Here is a 14987-nt window from a genome sequence, read left to right on the forward strand (position 1 = left end):
CCTCACGGCCGCGCTCGACGCAGCCGGCCGAGCGCCGTCCAGGCGATGTCGCGGAGCATGCGCGCATCCTCCGCCTGCGGCAGAACGACCGCCACGATCGGAAAGCCGAAGCGGCAGCGATAGGCGTAGGCGATCACGGCAACCGCGCAGCTCTGCGCCAGCGCGTAAGCGAGGCCGGCGCCGGCGAGGCCGAAGAGCGGGGTGAGACCGGCGAAGGCTAGTGCCGCCACGGCGCTGCCGAGGCCGAACGCCAGGATGCCGAAGCGCGCGAGTCCCTGCGAGGACAGGCAGGGATAGAGCATGGTGGTGTAGGAGCTGGCGAGCGCTCCCAGCATCACGAGGCGGAAGGCGTCGGGCTCGGCCGCGTACTCGGGCCCGAGCGCCAGCCCCAGGAGCGGCCGCGCCGCGACCATGGCGGCCAGCGCCACGAGCGCCATGAGCGCCGTCACGAGCCGGGCGATGCGGATGGCATCCAGCGCGGAGGCGCGGATGTCCTTGGCCCGGACACCGTAGCTGAAGATCACGATGCCGACCGCGGTCGCGACCTCGACCAGGATCTCGCCCAGGCGCTGCGAGCCGAAATAGAGCCCGAGCGCCTGCTCGCCGAGCTGCCAGCTCACGACCCAAAAGCCGATCCGGCCGAGCAGGATCAGGAGCAGCATCGCGACCCACAGCTCGCCGCCGTAGCGCAGCATCCGCGCCACCAGACGGGGCTGGAACAGCGTCTTCGGCCGGATGCCGCCCCCGATCTGCACGAGGAGATAGAGGGATGCGGCGACGTGGGCCGCGAGCAGCGTCCAGACGGCGCTTCGCACATCGAGAAGGCCGGTGGCCCACAAGCTCACCGTGCCGACGAGGACCACGGCGCGCGAGATCAGCTCGGACCGGTTGAGCTTGCCGAGCTCGCCGCGGCCGAGGAACACGCCCTGGCCGGTGCGCAGGCAGAGCATCGGCGCCACGTTGAGGGCACCCACGAGCGCAAGAAGCCCGTAGCTCGCGGCGTAACCGGCGGATTCCAGCATCAGCCAGCAGACGAGCACGCCGAGCGCGCCGAGGACGAGCCACAGCGCCACGAGATGAGTCGTGACGGCGGCATCGCTCTCGGGCTCCTGCCCGATCAGCCAGGCCCCGGACTGGCGCAGGCCCAGATCGAAGGCAACGGCGAGCACGAGCGCGGTCGACATGACGTAGCCGTAGAAGCCGAACTCGGCGACGCCGAGGCTCCGTGCCAGCAGCAGGAACACGGCGAAGTTGGCGGCTCGCATGACCAGCCGGGTCAGGAGCACCCACAAGGAATCGACGAGCATCGCGGCGTGCATGGGCCGGCACCGACCTCTACCAGAACGGCCCGACCCTAAGCGGGTCGGCAGGAAACGGCCGGCACCATAGCGGCGGATCTCGGCCGCAGCCATCCACCCGTCACGGCACCTTCTCGAAGCCGACGCTCTCGCGCGGGACACTCGCTCGATGGCGGCAGCCCGCGCTTAACGCCGCAGGACAAGCCGCGACTTGCGCCCGCAACCCGCTCTCCATTACGGAAACTGTCGTAAACGGTCGTCGGCCGCGATGGTTCCGGCTTCGATCGCGAGCGCAACCGACGGCTACTGTGGGGAGCGATGGGTTGCCCCGGTTCCGGTTCAAGCCTGCCGTCCTTCTGGCCGTGCTACTCGTCGGCCTCGCGGCCGCGCAAGCCGCCGAGATCGCCCCGCCGGGCGACCGCGGCCTGCTCAAGCTCGCCGGTCACTACGTCAAGTGGGGGCCGCTCGCCTACGGCAGCCCGGCCGAGATCACCTACGCCTACCTCCAGGAGACGCGCAGCTTTCCGGGGGCTCGCAACTGTGCCGCCATGGCCCCGATCGCGACCCTGCTGACACCGGCCGGCATCACGTTCCAGAGCTTCGACCGGGAGATCGCCGCCGCCTTCAGGCTCTGGTCCGAAGCCGCGAGCCTGCGCTTCGTCCGGATCGACGATGCCGACCGGGCCGACATCGTCATCGGCGCCCAGGCCGGCTCGGCCGGCGTGGCGTTCACCAACGTGGTGCAGAAGCCGGCCGCGAGCGGTCCGATCGACGGCATCGGCCGATCCACCATCTGCCTCGACCCTTCGGAGCGCTGGGAGATCGGGATCGACGGCGATCCCAAGACCTACAACGTGCGCTACGTCGCGACGCACGAGATCGGCCACGCCATCGGCCTCGACCACCAGGGCCGGGACCACGGCATCATGGGCTTCGCCTACCAGGAGAAGGTGGCCTCGCCCGGCGCGATCCGGCTGGCCCAGAGCGACATCGACGCCGTCGTCCGGCTCTATGGTCCCGCCGGCGACGCCGTTCCGGTGCAGGCGGCGGCGCAGCCGGGCGAACCCTGCCCGGCTGCGGCCGCGGCCAACGCCACGGCGCTCGCCGCCGCTTGCGAGCCGGCTCAGAAAGCCCTGCCGGAGTAGGCCTCCTCGAACAGCCGCCGCGCCGCCGCGACGTCGAGCGGAACCGGGTTGCCGCCCGCGGTCGGGTCCTTGACCGCCATCCCGGCGAGCTCGTCGAACCGGTCGGCGGGCACGCCCAGCTCCTGCAGCGTGTGCGGGATGCCGAGCTCGCGGCGCAGATCCAGAACCCAGCGCATGAAGCCCGAAAAGCCGCCTTCGAGCCCGAGCCAGGCCGCGAGCCGCTCGATCTTCGCCTCGATGGCCGGCCGGTTGAAGGCGAGCACATAGGGCATCACGACGGCGTTGGTGAGCCCGTGATGGGTGTCGTAGACCGAACCGACCGGGTGCGACAGGCTGTGGATGGCACCGAGCCCTTTCTGGAACGCCACCGCCCCCATGGATGAGGCCGTCAGCATCATGCCGCGCGCCGCGAGATCCTTCCCGTCGGCGCAGGCCCGCGGCAGCGCCTCCTTCACGAGCCGGATGCCCTCGACGGCGATGCCCTCGGCCATCGGGTGGTAGCCGCGCGCGCAGTAGGCCTCGATGCAGTGCGCCAGCGCATCCATGCCGGTGGCGGCGGTGAGATGGCGCGGCAGGCCGACCGTGATCTCGGGATCGAGGATCGCGGTCTTGGGCATCATCAGGGGATGGAAGATGATCTTCTTGGTATGGGTCGCCTCGTCGGTGATCACACCGGCGCGCCCGACCTCGGAGCCCGTCCCGGCCGTGGTGGGGATGGCGACGATGGGAAGAATACCTTTCGGGTCGGCCCGCTTCCACCAGTCGCCGATGTCCTCGAAGTCCCACATCGGCCGGGTCTGGCCGGCCATGAAGGCGATCACCTTGCCGGCATCGAGTGCGCTGCCGCCGCCGAGCGCCACCACGCCGTCGTGCCCACCGGCCCGCAGCACCTCGAGCCCGGCCTCGACATTGGCAGCGACCGGGTTCGGCCTCACGTCGGTGAAGAGCCCGGCTTCGAGCCCGCCCGCGCGCAGATGGTCGAGCAGCGTCTGCACCAGCGGCAGCTTCGCGAGCCCCGGATCGGTGACGACGAGCGGACGTCTGATGCCGGCACTCTCGCAGGCGCGCGCCGCCTTCTCGAGGCTGCCGGCGCCGAACAGCACGGTCGTCGGGTAGTTCCAGGTCGTCGAGAGCGAGGCCAGATCGAGCTCGGGCATGTCGTTTTCGTCCTCCCAAACGCAGTCCCCGTCGGGATAGCCCAGGTGCAGAAGGTAAGAAAGCCGCAGCAGCGCCCATACCCCCTCAGGCGCGCGCCGGGGCGGCGCGGAGCACGTAGAGGCCGGCCGCGACGATCATGGCGATGCCGAGGAGCACGACCGCCGCCGGCCGTTCGCCCCAGACGAGAAAACCCCACGAGGTCGCCCACAAGATCGCCGAGTACTCGAAGGGTGCGACCACGTTGGCGGCCGTGACCCGATAGGCGTTGGTCAGACACCAGCTCCCGAAGGCCGCGATCAGCCCGGTCGCGGCCATGATCAAGAGATCGCGCAGGCCCGGCGCGACCCAGCCGCGCAGAAGGAACTGCAGGCTCGGGTGGGCGAAGCGGGCGTAAGTGCCGCTGCCGGCGAGAAGCCCGATGGCGGAGGCCGCCGTCAGGTTGACGAGGTTGTGGTAGAACGTCATCACCGAGGCGCGCTCGGTCCGGCCGAGATCGCGGGCCAGCACCTGGCCCACCGCATAGACGAAGGCGGAGGCCATCGAGAACAGCGCCGCCGGCTCGAACATACCGATACCCGGCCGGCAGACGACCAGCATGCCGAGGAAGCCCACGAGGACCGCGAGCCATTGGCGCGGGCCGACCCGCTCGCCCAGAAGTGGCACGGAAAGGGCCAGAATGAAGAGGGGAGCGGAATAGAACAGCGCCACGGCCTCGGCCAGCGGCAGGGCCGCGATGGCGAGGTAATAGGCCGTGTAGCTCAGGAACAGGCAGCCGCCGCGCAGGATCTGCAGGCCGAGCCGGCGGGTGCGCAGGCCCCCGAACCCTCCGTCCCACGCAAGGATCAGCAGCAGCGGCCCGATGGCGACGATGCAGCGGATGGTCAGCACCTGCGTGATCGGATAGGTACCGCTGATCCACTTGATGACGATGTCCTGCAGCGAGAAGACGAAGGCGCCAGCGCACAGGAACAGGATGCCCGAAAGCCGCGCGTCGGTCCGCCACGGCACGGAGCGCGTCGGCCCGGCCGCGCGTGCGGCGCGCTCTATCGTGCTCATGGCGGCTACTCCTGGCCCGATGCCCTCGTGTCATCCCCTAGCGAGAACGGGCTCCCCGGCACAATCGCATCGCTGGCTGGCCTGCCATGCAGCCAGCGCGTCGCATGGTCAAGCCGGACCGTGATGGGCCTAATCTCCGGCCGAGGCCGGGCTTTCGGGCGATCGGCCCGGTGTGGCACGGGGGAGGTCAGCGAGCGATGCCCAAGGCTTTCGACTTCACGAGCCCGCCCTTCGACCGTCTGCGGCCGGCGGAGGTGGAGCGCGTCAACCGCGCCGTCGACATCGTCTTCTTCCGCAAGGGCCGGACGATCATCGCCGCCGGCACGTTGCCCGACCATTTCTACGTCGTCATCAAGGGCCTCGTGGAGGAACGCGACGGCGAGGAGATCGTCACCGTCCACGAGAGCGGCGACGGCTTCGACAGCGGCATCCTCGTGCACCAGATCTCGCGCCACGATTTCGTCGTGCGCGAGGAGGCGATCTGCTACGCGCTGCCGATCGAGGATTTTCTCGAGCTCACCGCCAACAATCCCGCCTTCGCCGCCTTCTTCTACAAGGATCTCTCCCTCAAGATGGAGGCCTGGAGCCAGCGCCAGGCGGGCCCGCAGGCCTTGGGCGCCCTCACGACGCGGGTGAGCCGGGACATGGTGCGCCGGCCGATCTTCGTCGATCCCGCGACCACGCTGCACGAGGCCGCCGTCCACATGGACCGGGAGGGACAGAGGGCACTGCTCGTGCGCGACGGCGAGCGGATCGGCATCTTCACCGGGGTGGATCTCACCCGCACGGCCGTGGCACAGCGCCGCCCGCTCGACACGCCCGTGCGCGACCTCGTCCACTGGGAGGTGCTCAGCATCGACGAGGGCAGCTTCCTGTTCGAGGCGGCCCTCTTGATGGCGCGCCGCCGCGTGCGTCACCTCGCCGTCAGGGACGAGAGCGGCGAGATCGTGGGCGTGCTCGATGCCGCGAACGTGCTCTCCTCGCTCGCGAACCAGGCCGACCCGATCGGTACTCTCATCGAGCACGCGCGCACCCCGGCCGAACTCGCCGAAGCCAGCGAGCGCATCGGCTTCCTGATCCGCCAGCTCAACGACAGCGGCACCAAGATCGGCTTCATCACCGAGCTCTCGACCGACCTGCATCGCCGGATCATGGTCAAGCTGTTCGAGAGCCTGGCTCCGCCGGGCCTCGCCGAGCATGCCTGCCTCGTCGTCATGGGCAGCGAGGGTCGCGGCGAGTATCTCACCAAGACCGACCAGGACAACGGCATCATCCTCGCGGACGGCTACGAGCCGCCGGACTGGGAGCGCTTCCGTCACCGCTTCACGGAGGCCATGATCGAGGCCGGCTTTCCGCCCTGCCCCGGCGAGATCATGGTGCGGAATCCGGCCTGGTCGAAGCCGCTCGCCAAGTGGTGCGAGGACGTCCGCCACTGGGTCATGACCCCGGACGAGCAGGCGCTCATGAACGTCGCCATCTTCTACGATGCCACCGCGATCGCGGGCGATGCGCGGCTCCTGGACGAGGCCAAGCGCTACCTGTTCGATCTCCTTGCCGACAACACCGTGTTCCATGCCCGCTTCGCCCGCGCCATCGACATGTTCGACACGCCCCTGGGCTTCTTCACGACCTTCGTCACCGAGAAGGGAGCGCACAAGGACGAGCTCGACCTCAAGAAGGGCGGCATCTTTCCGCTGATGCACGGCGTCAGGGCGCTCGCCCTCGAGAAGCGGCTCACGGAGACCAACACGGTCCAGCGCATCCGCCGGCTCCAGGGCTTCGGCATCTTCGATCAGGCCTACGCCCAGCAGCTCACCGAGGCGTTCAACTATCTCTTGGGCCTCAGGCTCACGGTCCGGCTCGAGAAGATGCGCCTCCACCAGCCGCTCGACAACTTCATCCGCCCCGATTCCATCAGCAAGCTCGAGCGCGATCTCCTCAAGGACTCGCTCCAGATCGTCAAGAAGTTCAAGGAGCTGGTCCGCCACCACTTCCATCTCGGCCGGTTCTGAGCCGATGCTGGAATCCCTGAAGCGGGCCTGGTGGCGCCGCCAGCTCGCGGACCCGTCCTTCGCCTGCCTCTTCGAGCCCTACGAGGGCGACGAGCTCGTCAGCATCGACTGCGAGACCACGGGCCTCGACGTCAGGCGCGACCAGATCCTCTCGATCGGCGCCATCAAGGTCAAAGGCGACACGATCCTGACCAGCCAGCGCCTCGACTTCCTGGTCAAGCCCAAAGAGCCGGTCTCGGAGAAGACCATCCTGATCCACCACATCCGCCCGGTCGATCTCGAGGATGCGCTGCCCGTGGAGGAGGCGATGCGGCGCGTGCTCGACTTCGTGGGCAACCGGCCCCTGCTCGGCTACTTCCTCGCGTTCGACGTCGCCATGCTCAACAAGCACGTCGTCCCGCTCATCGGCGCGCCTTTGCCGAACCGGCAGATCGAGGTCTCGAGCCTCTACTACGACTGGCGCGCGAAGCAGCTCCCCACGGGCGCCAACATCGACCTCAAGTTCGAGACCATCCGCGAGCGCCTCGACCTCCCGCGCCGCGCCGCCCACGACGCCTTCAACGACGCGCTCCTCGCCGCCATGATGTATCTGCGCCTCAAGGGCGACTGGAGGCCGGAGCCCGAGGGCTGAGCGAAGGTACCGCTGACAGGATGCGCGGGCGGATGCATGATCGGCACCGAGGCGGTGACCGATGGCGCAACCTGCCGTCGGACGCATGACCGTGGCCGAGTTCCTGGCCTGGGACGACGGCACCGAGCAGCGCTACGAGCCGATCGACGGCCGGCCCGTGGCGATGAACCCACCGGGCGGGCCACACCGCACCATCACCGCAAACGCGACCGGCGTGGCGCTGGCCGCGTTGCGCGACCGGCCGTCGTGCCGCCCGGAGAACGAGGCGGGCATCTCACGCCGCCGGCGCGGCCTGCCCCCCACTTTCGCGTTTGACCTGTGCCCGCGGGCGCGGCAACCATCCGCTGGTCGAGATCGCGAAGGAGCGACGATGGCCGAGAGACGTTCCTACCTGCCCGTCTCGGGCATGGAGCTGCCGCGCTTTGCCGGCATTCCGACCTTCATGCGCCTGCCGCACGTGCCGGTCGAGGAAGCCGACGACGTGCAGATCGGCCTGATCGGCGTGCCCTGGGACGGCGGCACCACCAACCGGCCGGGCCCGCGCCACGGGCCGCGCCAGCTCCGCGACGCCTCGACCATGATCCGGCTCTTGAACCAGGCGACGCGCCTGCGGCCGTTCCACATGGCCCGCTGCGCCGATCTCGGCGACTGCCCGGTGAACCCGGCCGACGTCCAGGACAGCCTGCAGCGCGTCTCGGCCTTCTACGGCCGGGTCCGCGCCAAGGGCATCGTGCCCATGACCGCGGGCGGCGACCATCTCGTCTCGTTGCCGGTGCTGCGCGGCCTCGTCGGCCATGGTGCGCCCGTCGCCATGATCCACTTCGACGCCCACACCGACTTCTACGACAGCTATTTCGGCGGCTTCCGCTTCACCCACGGCACCCCCTTCCGCCGCGCCGCCGAGGAAGGGCTGATCGACACGAGCCGCGTGGTCCAGATCGGCATCCGCGGCAGCGCCTACGACGGCGAGGACGTGGAGTGGGCGCGGGCGCACGGGGTGCGCATCTTCATGATCGAGGAGGTGATGGACAAAGGTGTGGACGCGGTGATGGCGGAAGCCCGCGCCATCGTCGGCGACCAGCTCACCTATGTCAGCTTCGACATCGATTCCATCGACCCGAGCCAGGCGCCCGGCACCGGCACGCCCGAGATCGGCGGCCTCACCACGCACATGGCGCAGCGCATGATCCGCAAGCTCCAGGGCCTCAACCTGATCGGCGCCGACCTCGTCGAGGTGAGCCCGCCCTTCGACCCCTCGGGCATGACCGCCTGGGTCGGCGTCAACATCATGTTCGAGCTCCTGTGCGTGCTGGCCGATGCCGTGCAGCGCCGGAGCGCCGCCTGATCTTCACGGCCGCTCCACGGACGGCAGGCGCTTGCACAGCGTCTTGAGATAGGTCGGCGCCGCCGAGCGCTTCCCGGCCGGAGCGCGGGCGATCGGCTCCTACCAGCCCATGGTGCAGGCGAACTCGCTCTCCACCACGATCGAGCGGACGTCGGTCGTGAACGCCGCGGTCGAAGTCGGTATCCGAGCCTCCGTCCGGCTGGCGGGCCGGGCTCCGCCATGCTAGGCGTCGGGCAACGAACGCAACGACGAATCGGGGAGGCGCCATGGCCGGGGCAAGCCCAAGGTCCGTGGCCTATGTCTGCGGGACCTTCGACACGAAAGGGGCCGAGCTGCATTATCTGGCCGCCCTCCTGCGCGCGGCCGGGCTCGAGGTGCGCACGGTCGATCTCGGTACGCGGGCGACGGGTGCCGGCGTCGACGTGAGCACGGCGGCGGTCGCGGCCTTTCATCCGGACGGGGTGGAAGCCGTGCTCGGCGGCGACGACCGCGGCCGCGCCATCGCCGCCATGGCCCTCGCTTTCGAGCGCTTCGTGGCGGCGCAGGACGATATCGGCGGCATGATCGCGGCCGGCGGCTCGGGAAACACGGCGCTCGTAACGCCGGCCATGCGCGCCTTGCCCGTGGGCGTGCCCAAGGTCCTGGTCTCGACCGTGGCCTCGGGCAACACGGCACCTTACGTCGGTGCCTCCGACATCTGCATGGTCTACGCCGTGACCGACGTGCAGGGGCTCAACCGGATCTCGCGCCGGGTGCTTGGCAACGCCGCGCACGCGCTCGCCGGCATGATGCGCTTTCCCGTGCCCGCACCCGCGACCCCGGATCGGCCGGCGATCGGGCTCACCATGTTCGGCGTCACGACGCCGTGCGTGCAGGCGGTGACGAGGGCGCTCGAGGCCGATCACGACTGCCTCGTGTTCCACGCCACCGGCACGGGCGGGCGCTCGCTCGAGAAGCTGGTCGACAGCGGGCTGATCGCGGGCGTGATCGACGTCACCACGACCGAGGTCGCGGACTTCCTCGTGGGCGGCGTCATGGCCTGCGATGAGGACCGCTTCGGCGCCATCGCGCGGACGCGGGTGCCCTATGTCGGCTCGGTGGGAGCGGTCGACATGGTGAACTTCGGGCCGCTCGCGACCGTGCCCGAACGATTCAGGAACCGGAACCTCTACGTCCACAACCCGCAGGTCACGCTGATGCGCACGACGCCCGAGGAGAACGCGGCGATCGGGCGCTGGATCGCCGGGCGGCTCAATGCCTGCGAGGGCGAGGTGCGCCTCTTCCTGCCCGAGGGCGGCGTGTCGGCGATCGACGTGCCCGGCGGGCCGTTCCACGATCCCGTGGCCGATGCGGCCCTGTTCGCGGCGATCGAGGCCACGTTCCGCCCGACCGCACGCCGCCGCCTCGGCCGCCTGCCCTACGCCATCAACGATCCGGCCTTCGCCGCGGCGCTGGTCGAGGCTTTTCGGGAGATCGCCGTCTGATGCCACGCTTCACCCGCGAGGAGCTCCTCGCCCGCTTTCGGGACATGGCACGTCGCCGTGAGCCCATCATCGGCGGCGGCGCCGGTACGGGCCTCTCGGCGAAATGCGAGGAAGCCGGCGGCATCGACCTCATCGTGATCTACAATTCCGGCCGCTACCGCATGGCGGGCCGCGGCTCGCTCGCGGGCCTCCTCGCCTACGGCAACGCCAACGAGATCGTGCTCGAGATGGCGGCCGAGGTGCTGCCCGTGGTGCGGCGCACGCCGGTCCTGGCCGGTGTCAACGGCACCGATCCTTTCCTCCTCGTCGAGTCCTTCCTGAAGCGGCTGAGCGAGCTCGGCTTCTCGGGCGTGCAGAACTTCCCGACCGTGGGCCTGATCGACGGCGTGTTCCGGCAGAACCTCGAGGAGACGGGCATGGGCTACGCACTCGAGGTCGAGATGATCCGCAAGGCCCACGCGCTTGGCCTCCTCACCACCCCTTACGTCTTCGACGAGGCCCAGGCCGTCGCCATGGCCGAGGCCGGCGCCGACATCCTGGTGCCGCACATGGGGCTCACCACGGGCGGCAGCATCGGTGCGGCGACCGCGCTGAAGCTGGAGGACTGTCCGGCGCGGATCGATGCCATGGCCGAGGCCGCGAAAGCCGTGCGCCCCGACATCCTGGTCTTGTGCCACGGCGGCCCGATCGCGACCCCGGCGGATGCCGCCTGGGTCCTCCGGCACACGCGCCATTGCCACGGCTTCTACGGCGCCTCGTCGATGGAGCGCCTGCCGGCCGAGCAGGCGCTGACCGCGACCACGCGCGACTTCAAAGCGATCCGTTTCTGAGGTCCCCCAGCAGAAGAGAGAAGAGGGAGGAATCATGGCCAAGGCTTATGCCAGCACCGTTGTCGACGCATCGGCCGATGCGGTCTGGGCGCTGATCCGCGACTTCAACGGCCTCGCCACCTGGCATCCGGCGGTCACGGACAGCGTCATCGAGGACGGCAAGGCAGGCGATCAGGTGGGTGCCGTGCGCAGCTTCCACCTTCAGGATGGGGCACATCTGCGCGAGCGCCTTCTGAGCTTCAGCGACGTCGAGCGCTCCTATTCCTACAACTTCGAGAAGACCCCCTTCGCCGTCCGCAACTACCACGCCACCTTGAAGGTCTCGCCCGTGACCGACAGCGGCAAGGCCTTCGTCGAGTGGTGGACCACCTTCGACTGCGAGCCCGAGAAGATCGAGGCGTGGGTCGAGACCTTCGCCGGTGCGGTGTTCAAGAGCGGCCTCGATGCGCTGAAGGCGCATTTCGGCGGGTGAGCGGAACGGCCGGCGGCGGCGTCCGTCCGGGTTGACCCGCCGGCCGGGCGCGCGCACCTTGCTTTCTGCCCGCCCCACTGCCGTGGCGGCTCGTGAATCGGGAGACCCGGACCTTGAACCCTGGCCTGCGCACGGTGCTCTCGTGGCTCGCCGCGGGTATGGTGCTCCTGCTGGTCCTCTATCTCCTGGGCGGGATTCTCCTGCCGTTCCTCGTCGGCATGGCGGCGGCCTACGTGCTCGATCCGGTGGCCGACCGGCTGCAGCGTGCCGGCCTCGGGCGGACGGCGGCGACGCTGACGCTCACCGTCCTGTTCTTCGCGGCGCTGGTGCCTCTGATGCTCCTGCTGCTGCCGGTGCTGGTCGAGCAGGTGGTGGACCTCGCCACGCGCCTGCCGGACTATCTCGAGGCGCTGCGCGGGCGGTTCGTGCACGTGCTCGAGGCTCTGAACCGGCAGGATCTCGTTCAGGAACTCTCGATGCAGGGCCTCGTCACCCGGTTCTCGGAGCGGGCCCTCGGCTTCCTCGGCACGGCGATCGGCAACGTCGTGCAGTCGAGCCTCGCCGTGCTCAACCTGCTCTCGCTCCTGTTCGTCACCCCCATCGTGACGTTCTATCTCCTACGCGACTGGGACCGGATGGTGGCGGCCGTGGCGCGCGTGGTGCCGCCGCGTTACCTGCCCCTGGCCCGGCGGCTCGCGGCCGAGGTGGACGAGGTGCTGGCCGGATTCTTGCGCGGCCAGGGGCTGATCTGCCTGTTCCTCGCCACGTTCTACGCCCTGGGCCTCACCCTCGTCGGCCTGCAGCACGGCACGATCATCGGCCTTCTCACCGGGCTGTTCTCGTTCATCCCCTATGTCGGCATGCTGGCCGGGGTCGCGGTCGGGCTCACCGTGGCGGCGTTCCAGTTCGGCTCGCTCTGGCCGATGGCGCTGGTCGCGGGCGTGTTCGCGCTCGGCCAGTTCATCGAGGGCAACTTTCTCACCCCGCGCGTGGTGGGCAAGCGCATCCGGCTGCATCCGGTGTGGGTGATCTTCGCCGTCCTCGCCGGGACGGCGCTGTTCGGGCTCGCCGGGACGTTCTTCGCCACCCCCGTGGCGGCCGTGATCGCGGTGCTGGTACGGTTCGGGGTCGAGCGGTGGCGGAGCAGCCGCTACTTCGCCGATGCCGGCGACGAGCCGGCGAAATTGTCGGAACCGGCCTGGATCGTTCCGGGTTCCACAAGCAGCGAGGTCGGGCCGGCGAGAAGGGGCCGTTCCTAGGCTCGAGCCCGCCCGACGCGTCCCGGCGCGGACGGCAGCCCGTCGTCCGGCCGGATCTGCAGAGGGCTGAAACCGATGACGAGCGTCACGAATCCGCCCTTGAGCTGCTATCATGGCAGGAAACGGGTGCTGCTCGTGCTGTCGCCCACGGCTGACAGCGGCTCCGTTCAGCGGCAGCGTCGGGCGCTGGCGGGCGAGGAGGTCGGCCTGCAGGCGCGCGACGTGGTCGTGGTCTGGGCGGCCGGCGGCAAGGTCTCGGCCGAAGGCGGCGAGATGCCGGCGCTCGACGCGCGCGGGCTCGCCTGCGCCTATGGCGTGAAGCCCGGCGAGCCCTTCCAGGCCGTGCTGATCGGCAAGGACGGCGCCGTCGAGCTGCGCTCGGGCGAGCCCGTGTCGGCGGCGCATCTGTTCGAGCTGATCGACGACATGCCGCCGGCGCGGCAGAGCGAGGCGCGGACACGGGCCTGAGAAGGTCCCGCGGGCGGAGCGGGGTGCTGCGTCGCGGGCCTCTCGGCCGGCGGTTTCCCCACCGTCGGCACGCTACGAAAGCGCGCGCCGCTGCCGCGAAGGGTTTCCCGCTACCGGCAGGACAGCCGTGCCGGAGGTCGACACGGCGCTCGCGCGTCGCCATCTGGAGAGGGCGGCCGCGGCTCACGGGCGGCCGGCAGGCAGGAACGACGGCAGTAGGGACCGATGACGACAGAGCAGCTTTCGACCGGGCTCCTCATCGACGGGTGCTGGCGCCCGGCCGCGGACGGTGCGACCATGGCGGTGATCGACCCCGCCACCGAGGAGCGGATCGGAATGATCGCGCAGGCCGGGCGCGCCGATACGGAAGCCGCGATCGCGGCCGCGGCACGGGCCTTCGAGAGCTGGCGCAGCGTGCCGGCATGGGAGCGCTCGAAGATCCTGAGAAAGGCCGCGAGCCTCCTGGCCGAGCGGGTCGATCGGGTGGCGCGCCGCATGACGCTCGAGATCGGCAAGCCCCTGGCCCAGTCGCGGGCCGAGGTGCTGGCTGCCGCCGAGACCATCGACTGGTACGCCGACGAGGCGCGGCGGATCTACGGCGAGACCCTGCCGGGGCGGAGCACCCGCCAGCGCTTCGTGACCTTGCGCGAGCCCGTGGGTCCCGTCGCCGCCTTCACCGCCTGGAACTTTCCGGTGGTGCTGCAGGCGCGCAAGATCGCACCCGCACTCGCCGCCGGCTGCACCGTGGTCTGCCGCCCGGCCGAGGAAGGGACCGGGGCCGTGGCCATGCTGATCGGCTGCTTCCTCGATGCGGGCGTGCCGGCCGGCGTGATCAACATGCTCACCGGCGTGCCCGGCGAGATCGCGGAAGCCGTCATGGATTCCGAGCTGATCCGGAAAGTGAGCTTCACGGGCTCGATCCCGGTGGGCCAGCACCTGATCCGCCGCTCGGCCGACACGGTGAAGCGGATCTCGATGGAGCTCGGCGGCCATGCGCCCGTGATCGTCCACGAGGATGCCGATCCTGTGCTCGCCGCCAAGGCTTCGGCGGTGGCGAAGTTCCGCAACAACGGTCAGGTCTGCGTCTCGCCGACCCGCTTCTACGTCCACGAGAAGCTCAGGGCCGCGTTCACGGACGCCTTCGTCGATGCGGTCAAGGCCATGAGGCTCGGCCACGGCCTCGAGCCCGAGACCGACATCGGCCCGCTCATCAACCGGCGCCGGCTGGAAGCGGTCGAGCGGATGGTCGAGGACACGAAGGCCTCGGGTGCTGCGCTCCTGTGCGGCGGCCGCCGGCCGGCGAGTCCCAACCGGGGCTTCTTCTTCGAGCCCACCGTGTTCGGCGACGTGCCGGATTCCGCCCGCGTCATGCACGACGAGCCGTTCGGCCCGATCGCGGCGCTTTCCACCTTCCAGAGCTTCGAGGACGTGATCGCCCGCGCCAACGGCCCGAGCTACGGCCTTGCCGGCTACGTCTTCACGGCTTCGCTCGGCCGCGCGCAGAGGACGGCGGAAGCGCTGAAGGTCGGCATGGTGGGGGTGAACAGCTTCGCCGTCGCCACCGCCGAGATGCCGTTCGGCGGCGTGAAGCACTCGGGCTTCGGCCGCGAGAACGGTGCGGAAGGCCTGCGCGACTATCTCGACGTCAAGTTCGTGAGCATCGAGCTGCCGGGAGACGTCTGAGACCCGCCACGGACAGTAATTCTGGAAGCACTTCAAACTGATCGTAAAGTAGCCGCCCTTCCCGAAAGTCGCGGCCTGCGCTAGGCAGGTTCGCGACTTCGGACGCGTGCCCGTGCCGGACATGCCGGTATTCGGCCGGACACGTG

At 69.8% G+C, this 14987-nt stretch carries 13 protein-coding genes; 10 read left to right on the forward strand and 3 right to left on the reverse strand.

The features are described 5' to 3' along the window. Window positions 1–2: 2 nt before the first annotated feature. Window positions 3–1319, reverse strand: a complete 1317-nt coding sequence (locus U1T56_RS11105; protein ID WP_418159536.1) for a lipopolysaccharide biosynthesis protein — start codon at window positions 1317–1319, stop codon at window positions 3–5. Window positions 1320–1621: 302 nt separating this feature from the next. Here U1T56_RS11105 and U1T56_RS11110 point away from each other — a divergent pair, with 302 nt between their 5' ends. Next, window positions 1622–2443, forward strand: coding sequence for a matrixin family metalloprotease (locus tag U1T56_RS11110; protein ID WP_418159537.1), 822 nt, complete (start codon window positions 1622–1624; stop codon window positions 2441–2443). Here the strand turns inward: U1T56_RS11110 and U1T56_RS11115 are convergent. Continuing rightward, window positions 2422–3600, reverse strand: coding sequence for an iron-containing alcohol dehydrogenase (locus U1T56_RS11115; RefSeq protein ID WP_418159538.1), 1179 nt, complete (start codon window positions 3598–3600; stop codon window positions 2422–2424). The two genes, U1T56_RS11110 and U1T56_RS11115, sit on opposite strands and share 22 nt — an antisense overlap. An 85-nt stretch (window positions 3601–3685) precedes the next feature. Further along, window positions 3686–4657, reverse strand: a complete 972-nt coding sequence (locus U1T56_RS11120; protein WP_418159539.1) for a DMT family transporter — start codon at window positions 4655–4657, stop codon at window positions 3686–3688. 197 nt (window positions 4658–4854) lie between these two features. On the opposite strand from U1T56_RS11120, the gene U1T56_RS11125 reads away from it, so the two are divergent. The 9 genes from U1T56_RS11125 (at window position 4855) to U1T56_RS11165 (ending at window position 14841) form a co-directional block, all read left to right on the forward strand. Next, window positions 4855–6669 carry a putative nucleotidyltransferase substrate binding domain-containing protein gene (locus U1T56_RS11125; protein ID WP_418159540.1) on the forward strand — a complete coding sequence of 605 codons (1815 nt, stop codon included), beginning with the start codon at window positions 4855–4857 and terminating at the stop codon, window positions 6667–6669. A 4-nt stretch (window positions 6670–6673) separates the two neighbouring features. Continuing rightward, on the forward strand, window positions 6674–7300 hold the full coding sequence (locus tag U1T56_RS11130; protein ID WP_418159541.1) for a 3'-5' exonuclease: 627 nt from the start codon (window positions 6674–6676) through the stop codon (window positions 7298–7300). Window positions 7301–7670: 370 nt separating this feature from the next. Beyond that, window positions 7671–8645 (forward strand): agmatinase, encoded by a 975-nt coding sequence (speB, locus tag U1T56_RS11135; protein WP_418159585.1) that lies wholly within the window; start codon window positions 7671–7673, stop codon window positions 8643–8645. A gap of 266 nt (window positions 8646–8911) precedes the next feature. Further along, on the forward strand, window positions 8912–10129 hold the full coding sequence (locus U1T56_RS11140) for a Tm-1-like ATP-binding domain-containing protein (RefSeq protein WP_418159542.1): 1218 nt from the start codon (window positions 8912–8914) through the stop codon (window positions 10127–10129). Beyond that, on the forward strand, window positions 10129–10959 hold the full coding sequence (locus U1T56_RS11145; RefSeq protein ID WP_418159543.1) for a phosphoenolpyruvate hydrolase family protein: 831 nt from the start codon (window positions 10129–10131) through the stop codon (window positions 10957–10959). The genes U1T56_RS11140 and U1T56_RS11145 overlap by 1 nt, the downstream gene beginning before the upstream one ends. A 34-nt stretch (window positions 10960–10993) precedes the next feature. After that, the gene (locus U1T56_RS11150) at window positions 10994–11431 is read left to right on the forward strand and encodes an SRPBCC family protein (protein ID WP_418159544.1); all 438 of its coding nucleotides are present in this window, start codon (window positions 10994–10996) and stop codon (window positions 11429–11431) included. A 113-nt stretch (window positions 11432–11544) separates the two neighbouring features. Beyond that, window positions 11545–12690 carry an AI-2E family transporter gene (locus tag U1T56_RS11155; RefSeq protein WP_418159545.1) on the forward strand — a complete coding sequence of 382 codons (1146 nt, stop codon included), beginning with the start codon at window positions 11545–11547 and terminating at the stop codon, window positions 12688–12690. A 75-nt stretch (window positions 12691–12765) separates the two neighbouring features. Then, window positions 12766–13158 carry a DUF4174 domain-containing protein gene (locus U1T56_RS11160; RefSeq protein WP_418159546.1) on the forward strand — a complete coding sequence of 131 codons (393 nt, stop codon included), beginning with the start codon at window positions 12766–12768 and terminating at the stop codon, window positions 13156–13158. A gap of 225 nt (window positions 13159–13383) precedes the next feature. Next, complete coding sequence (locus tag U1T56_RS11165) at window positions 13384–14841, forward strand: NAD-dependent succinate-semialdehyde dehydrogenase (RefSeq protein ID WP_418159547.1); 1458 nt, start codon at window positions 13384–13386, stop codon at window positions 14839–14841. The last annotated feature ends 146 nt before the right edge of the window (window positions 14842–14987 follow it).

This window comes from Benzoatithermus flavus (assembly GCF_037908215.1).
GTDB classification, from domain to species: Bacteria; Pseudomonadota; Alphaproteobacteria; order Geminicoccales; family Geminicoccaceae; genus Benzoatithermus; species Benzoatithermus flavus.

Coding starts and splice junctions, on each gene's coding strand:
- speB (WP_418159585.1), top strand. CDS start 7,671: ATGGCCGAGAGACGTTCCTACCTGCCCGTCTCGGGCATGGAGCTGCCG.
- U1T56_RS11160 (WP_418159546.1), top strand. CDS start 12,766: ATGACGAGCGTCACGAATCCGCCCTTGAGCTGCTATCATGGCAGGAAA.
- U1T56_RS11145 (WP_418159543.1), top strand. CDS start 10,129: ATGCCACGCTTCACCCGCGAGGAGCTCCTCGCCCGCTTTCGGGACATG.
- U1T56_RS11130 (WP_418159541.1), top strand. CDS start 6,674: ATGCTGGAATCCCTGAAGCGGGCCTGGTGGCGCCGCCAGCTCGCGGAC.
- U1T56_RS11105 (WP_418159536.1), bottom strand. CDS start 1,319: ATGCACGCCGCGATGCTCGTCGATTCCTTGTGGGTGCTCCTGACCCGG.
- U1T56_RS11125 (WP_418159540.1), top strand. CDS start 4,855: ATGCCCAAGGCTTTCGACTTCACGAGCCCGCCCTTCGACCGTCTGCGG.
- U1T56_RS11150 (WP_418159544.1), top strand. CDS start 10,994: ATGGCCAAGGCTTATGCCAGCACCGTTGTCGACGCATCGGCCGATGCG.
- U1T56_RS11120 (WP_418159539.1), bottom strand. CDS start 4,657: ATGAGCACGATAGAGCGCGCCGCACGCGCGGCCGGGCCGACGCGCTCC.
- U1T56_RS11165 (WP_418159547.1), top strand. CDS start 13,384: ATGACGACAGAGCAGCTTTCGACCGGGCTCCTCATCGACGGGTGCTGG.
- U1T56_RS11115 (WP_418159538.1), bottom strand. CDS start 3,600: ATGCCCGAGCTCGATCTGGCCTCGCTCTCGACGACCTGGAACTACCCG.
- U1T56_RS11140 (WP_418159542.1), top strand. CDS start 8,912: ATGGCCGGGGCAAGCCCAAGGTCCGTGGCCTATGTCTGCGGGACCTTC.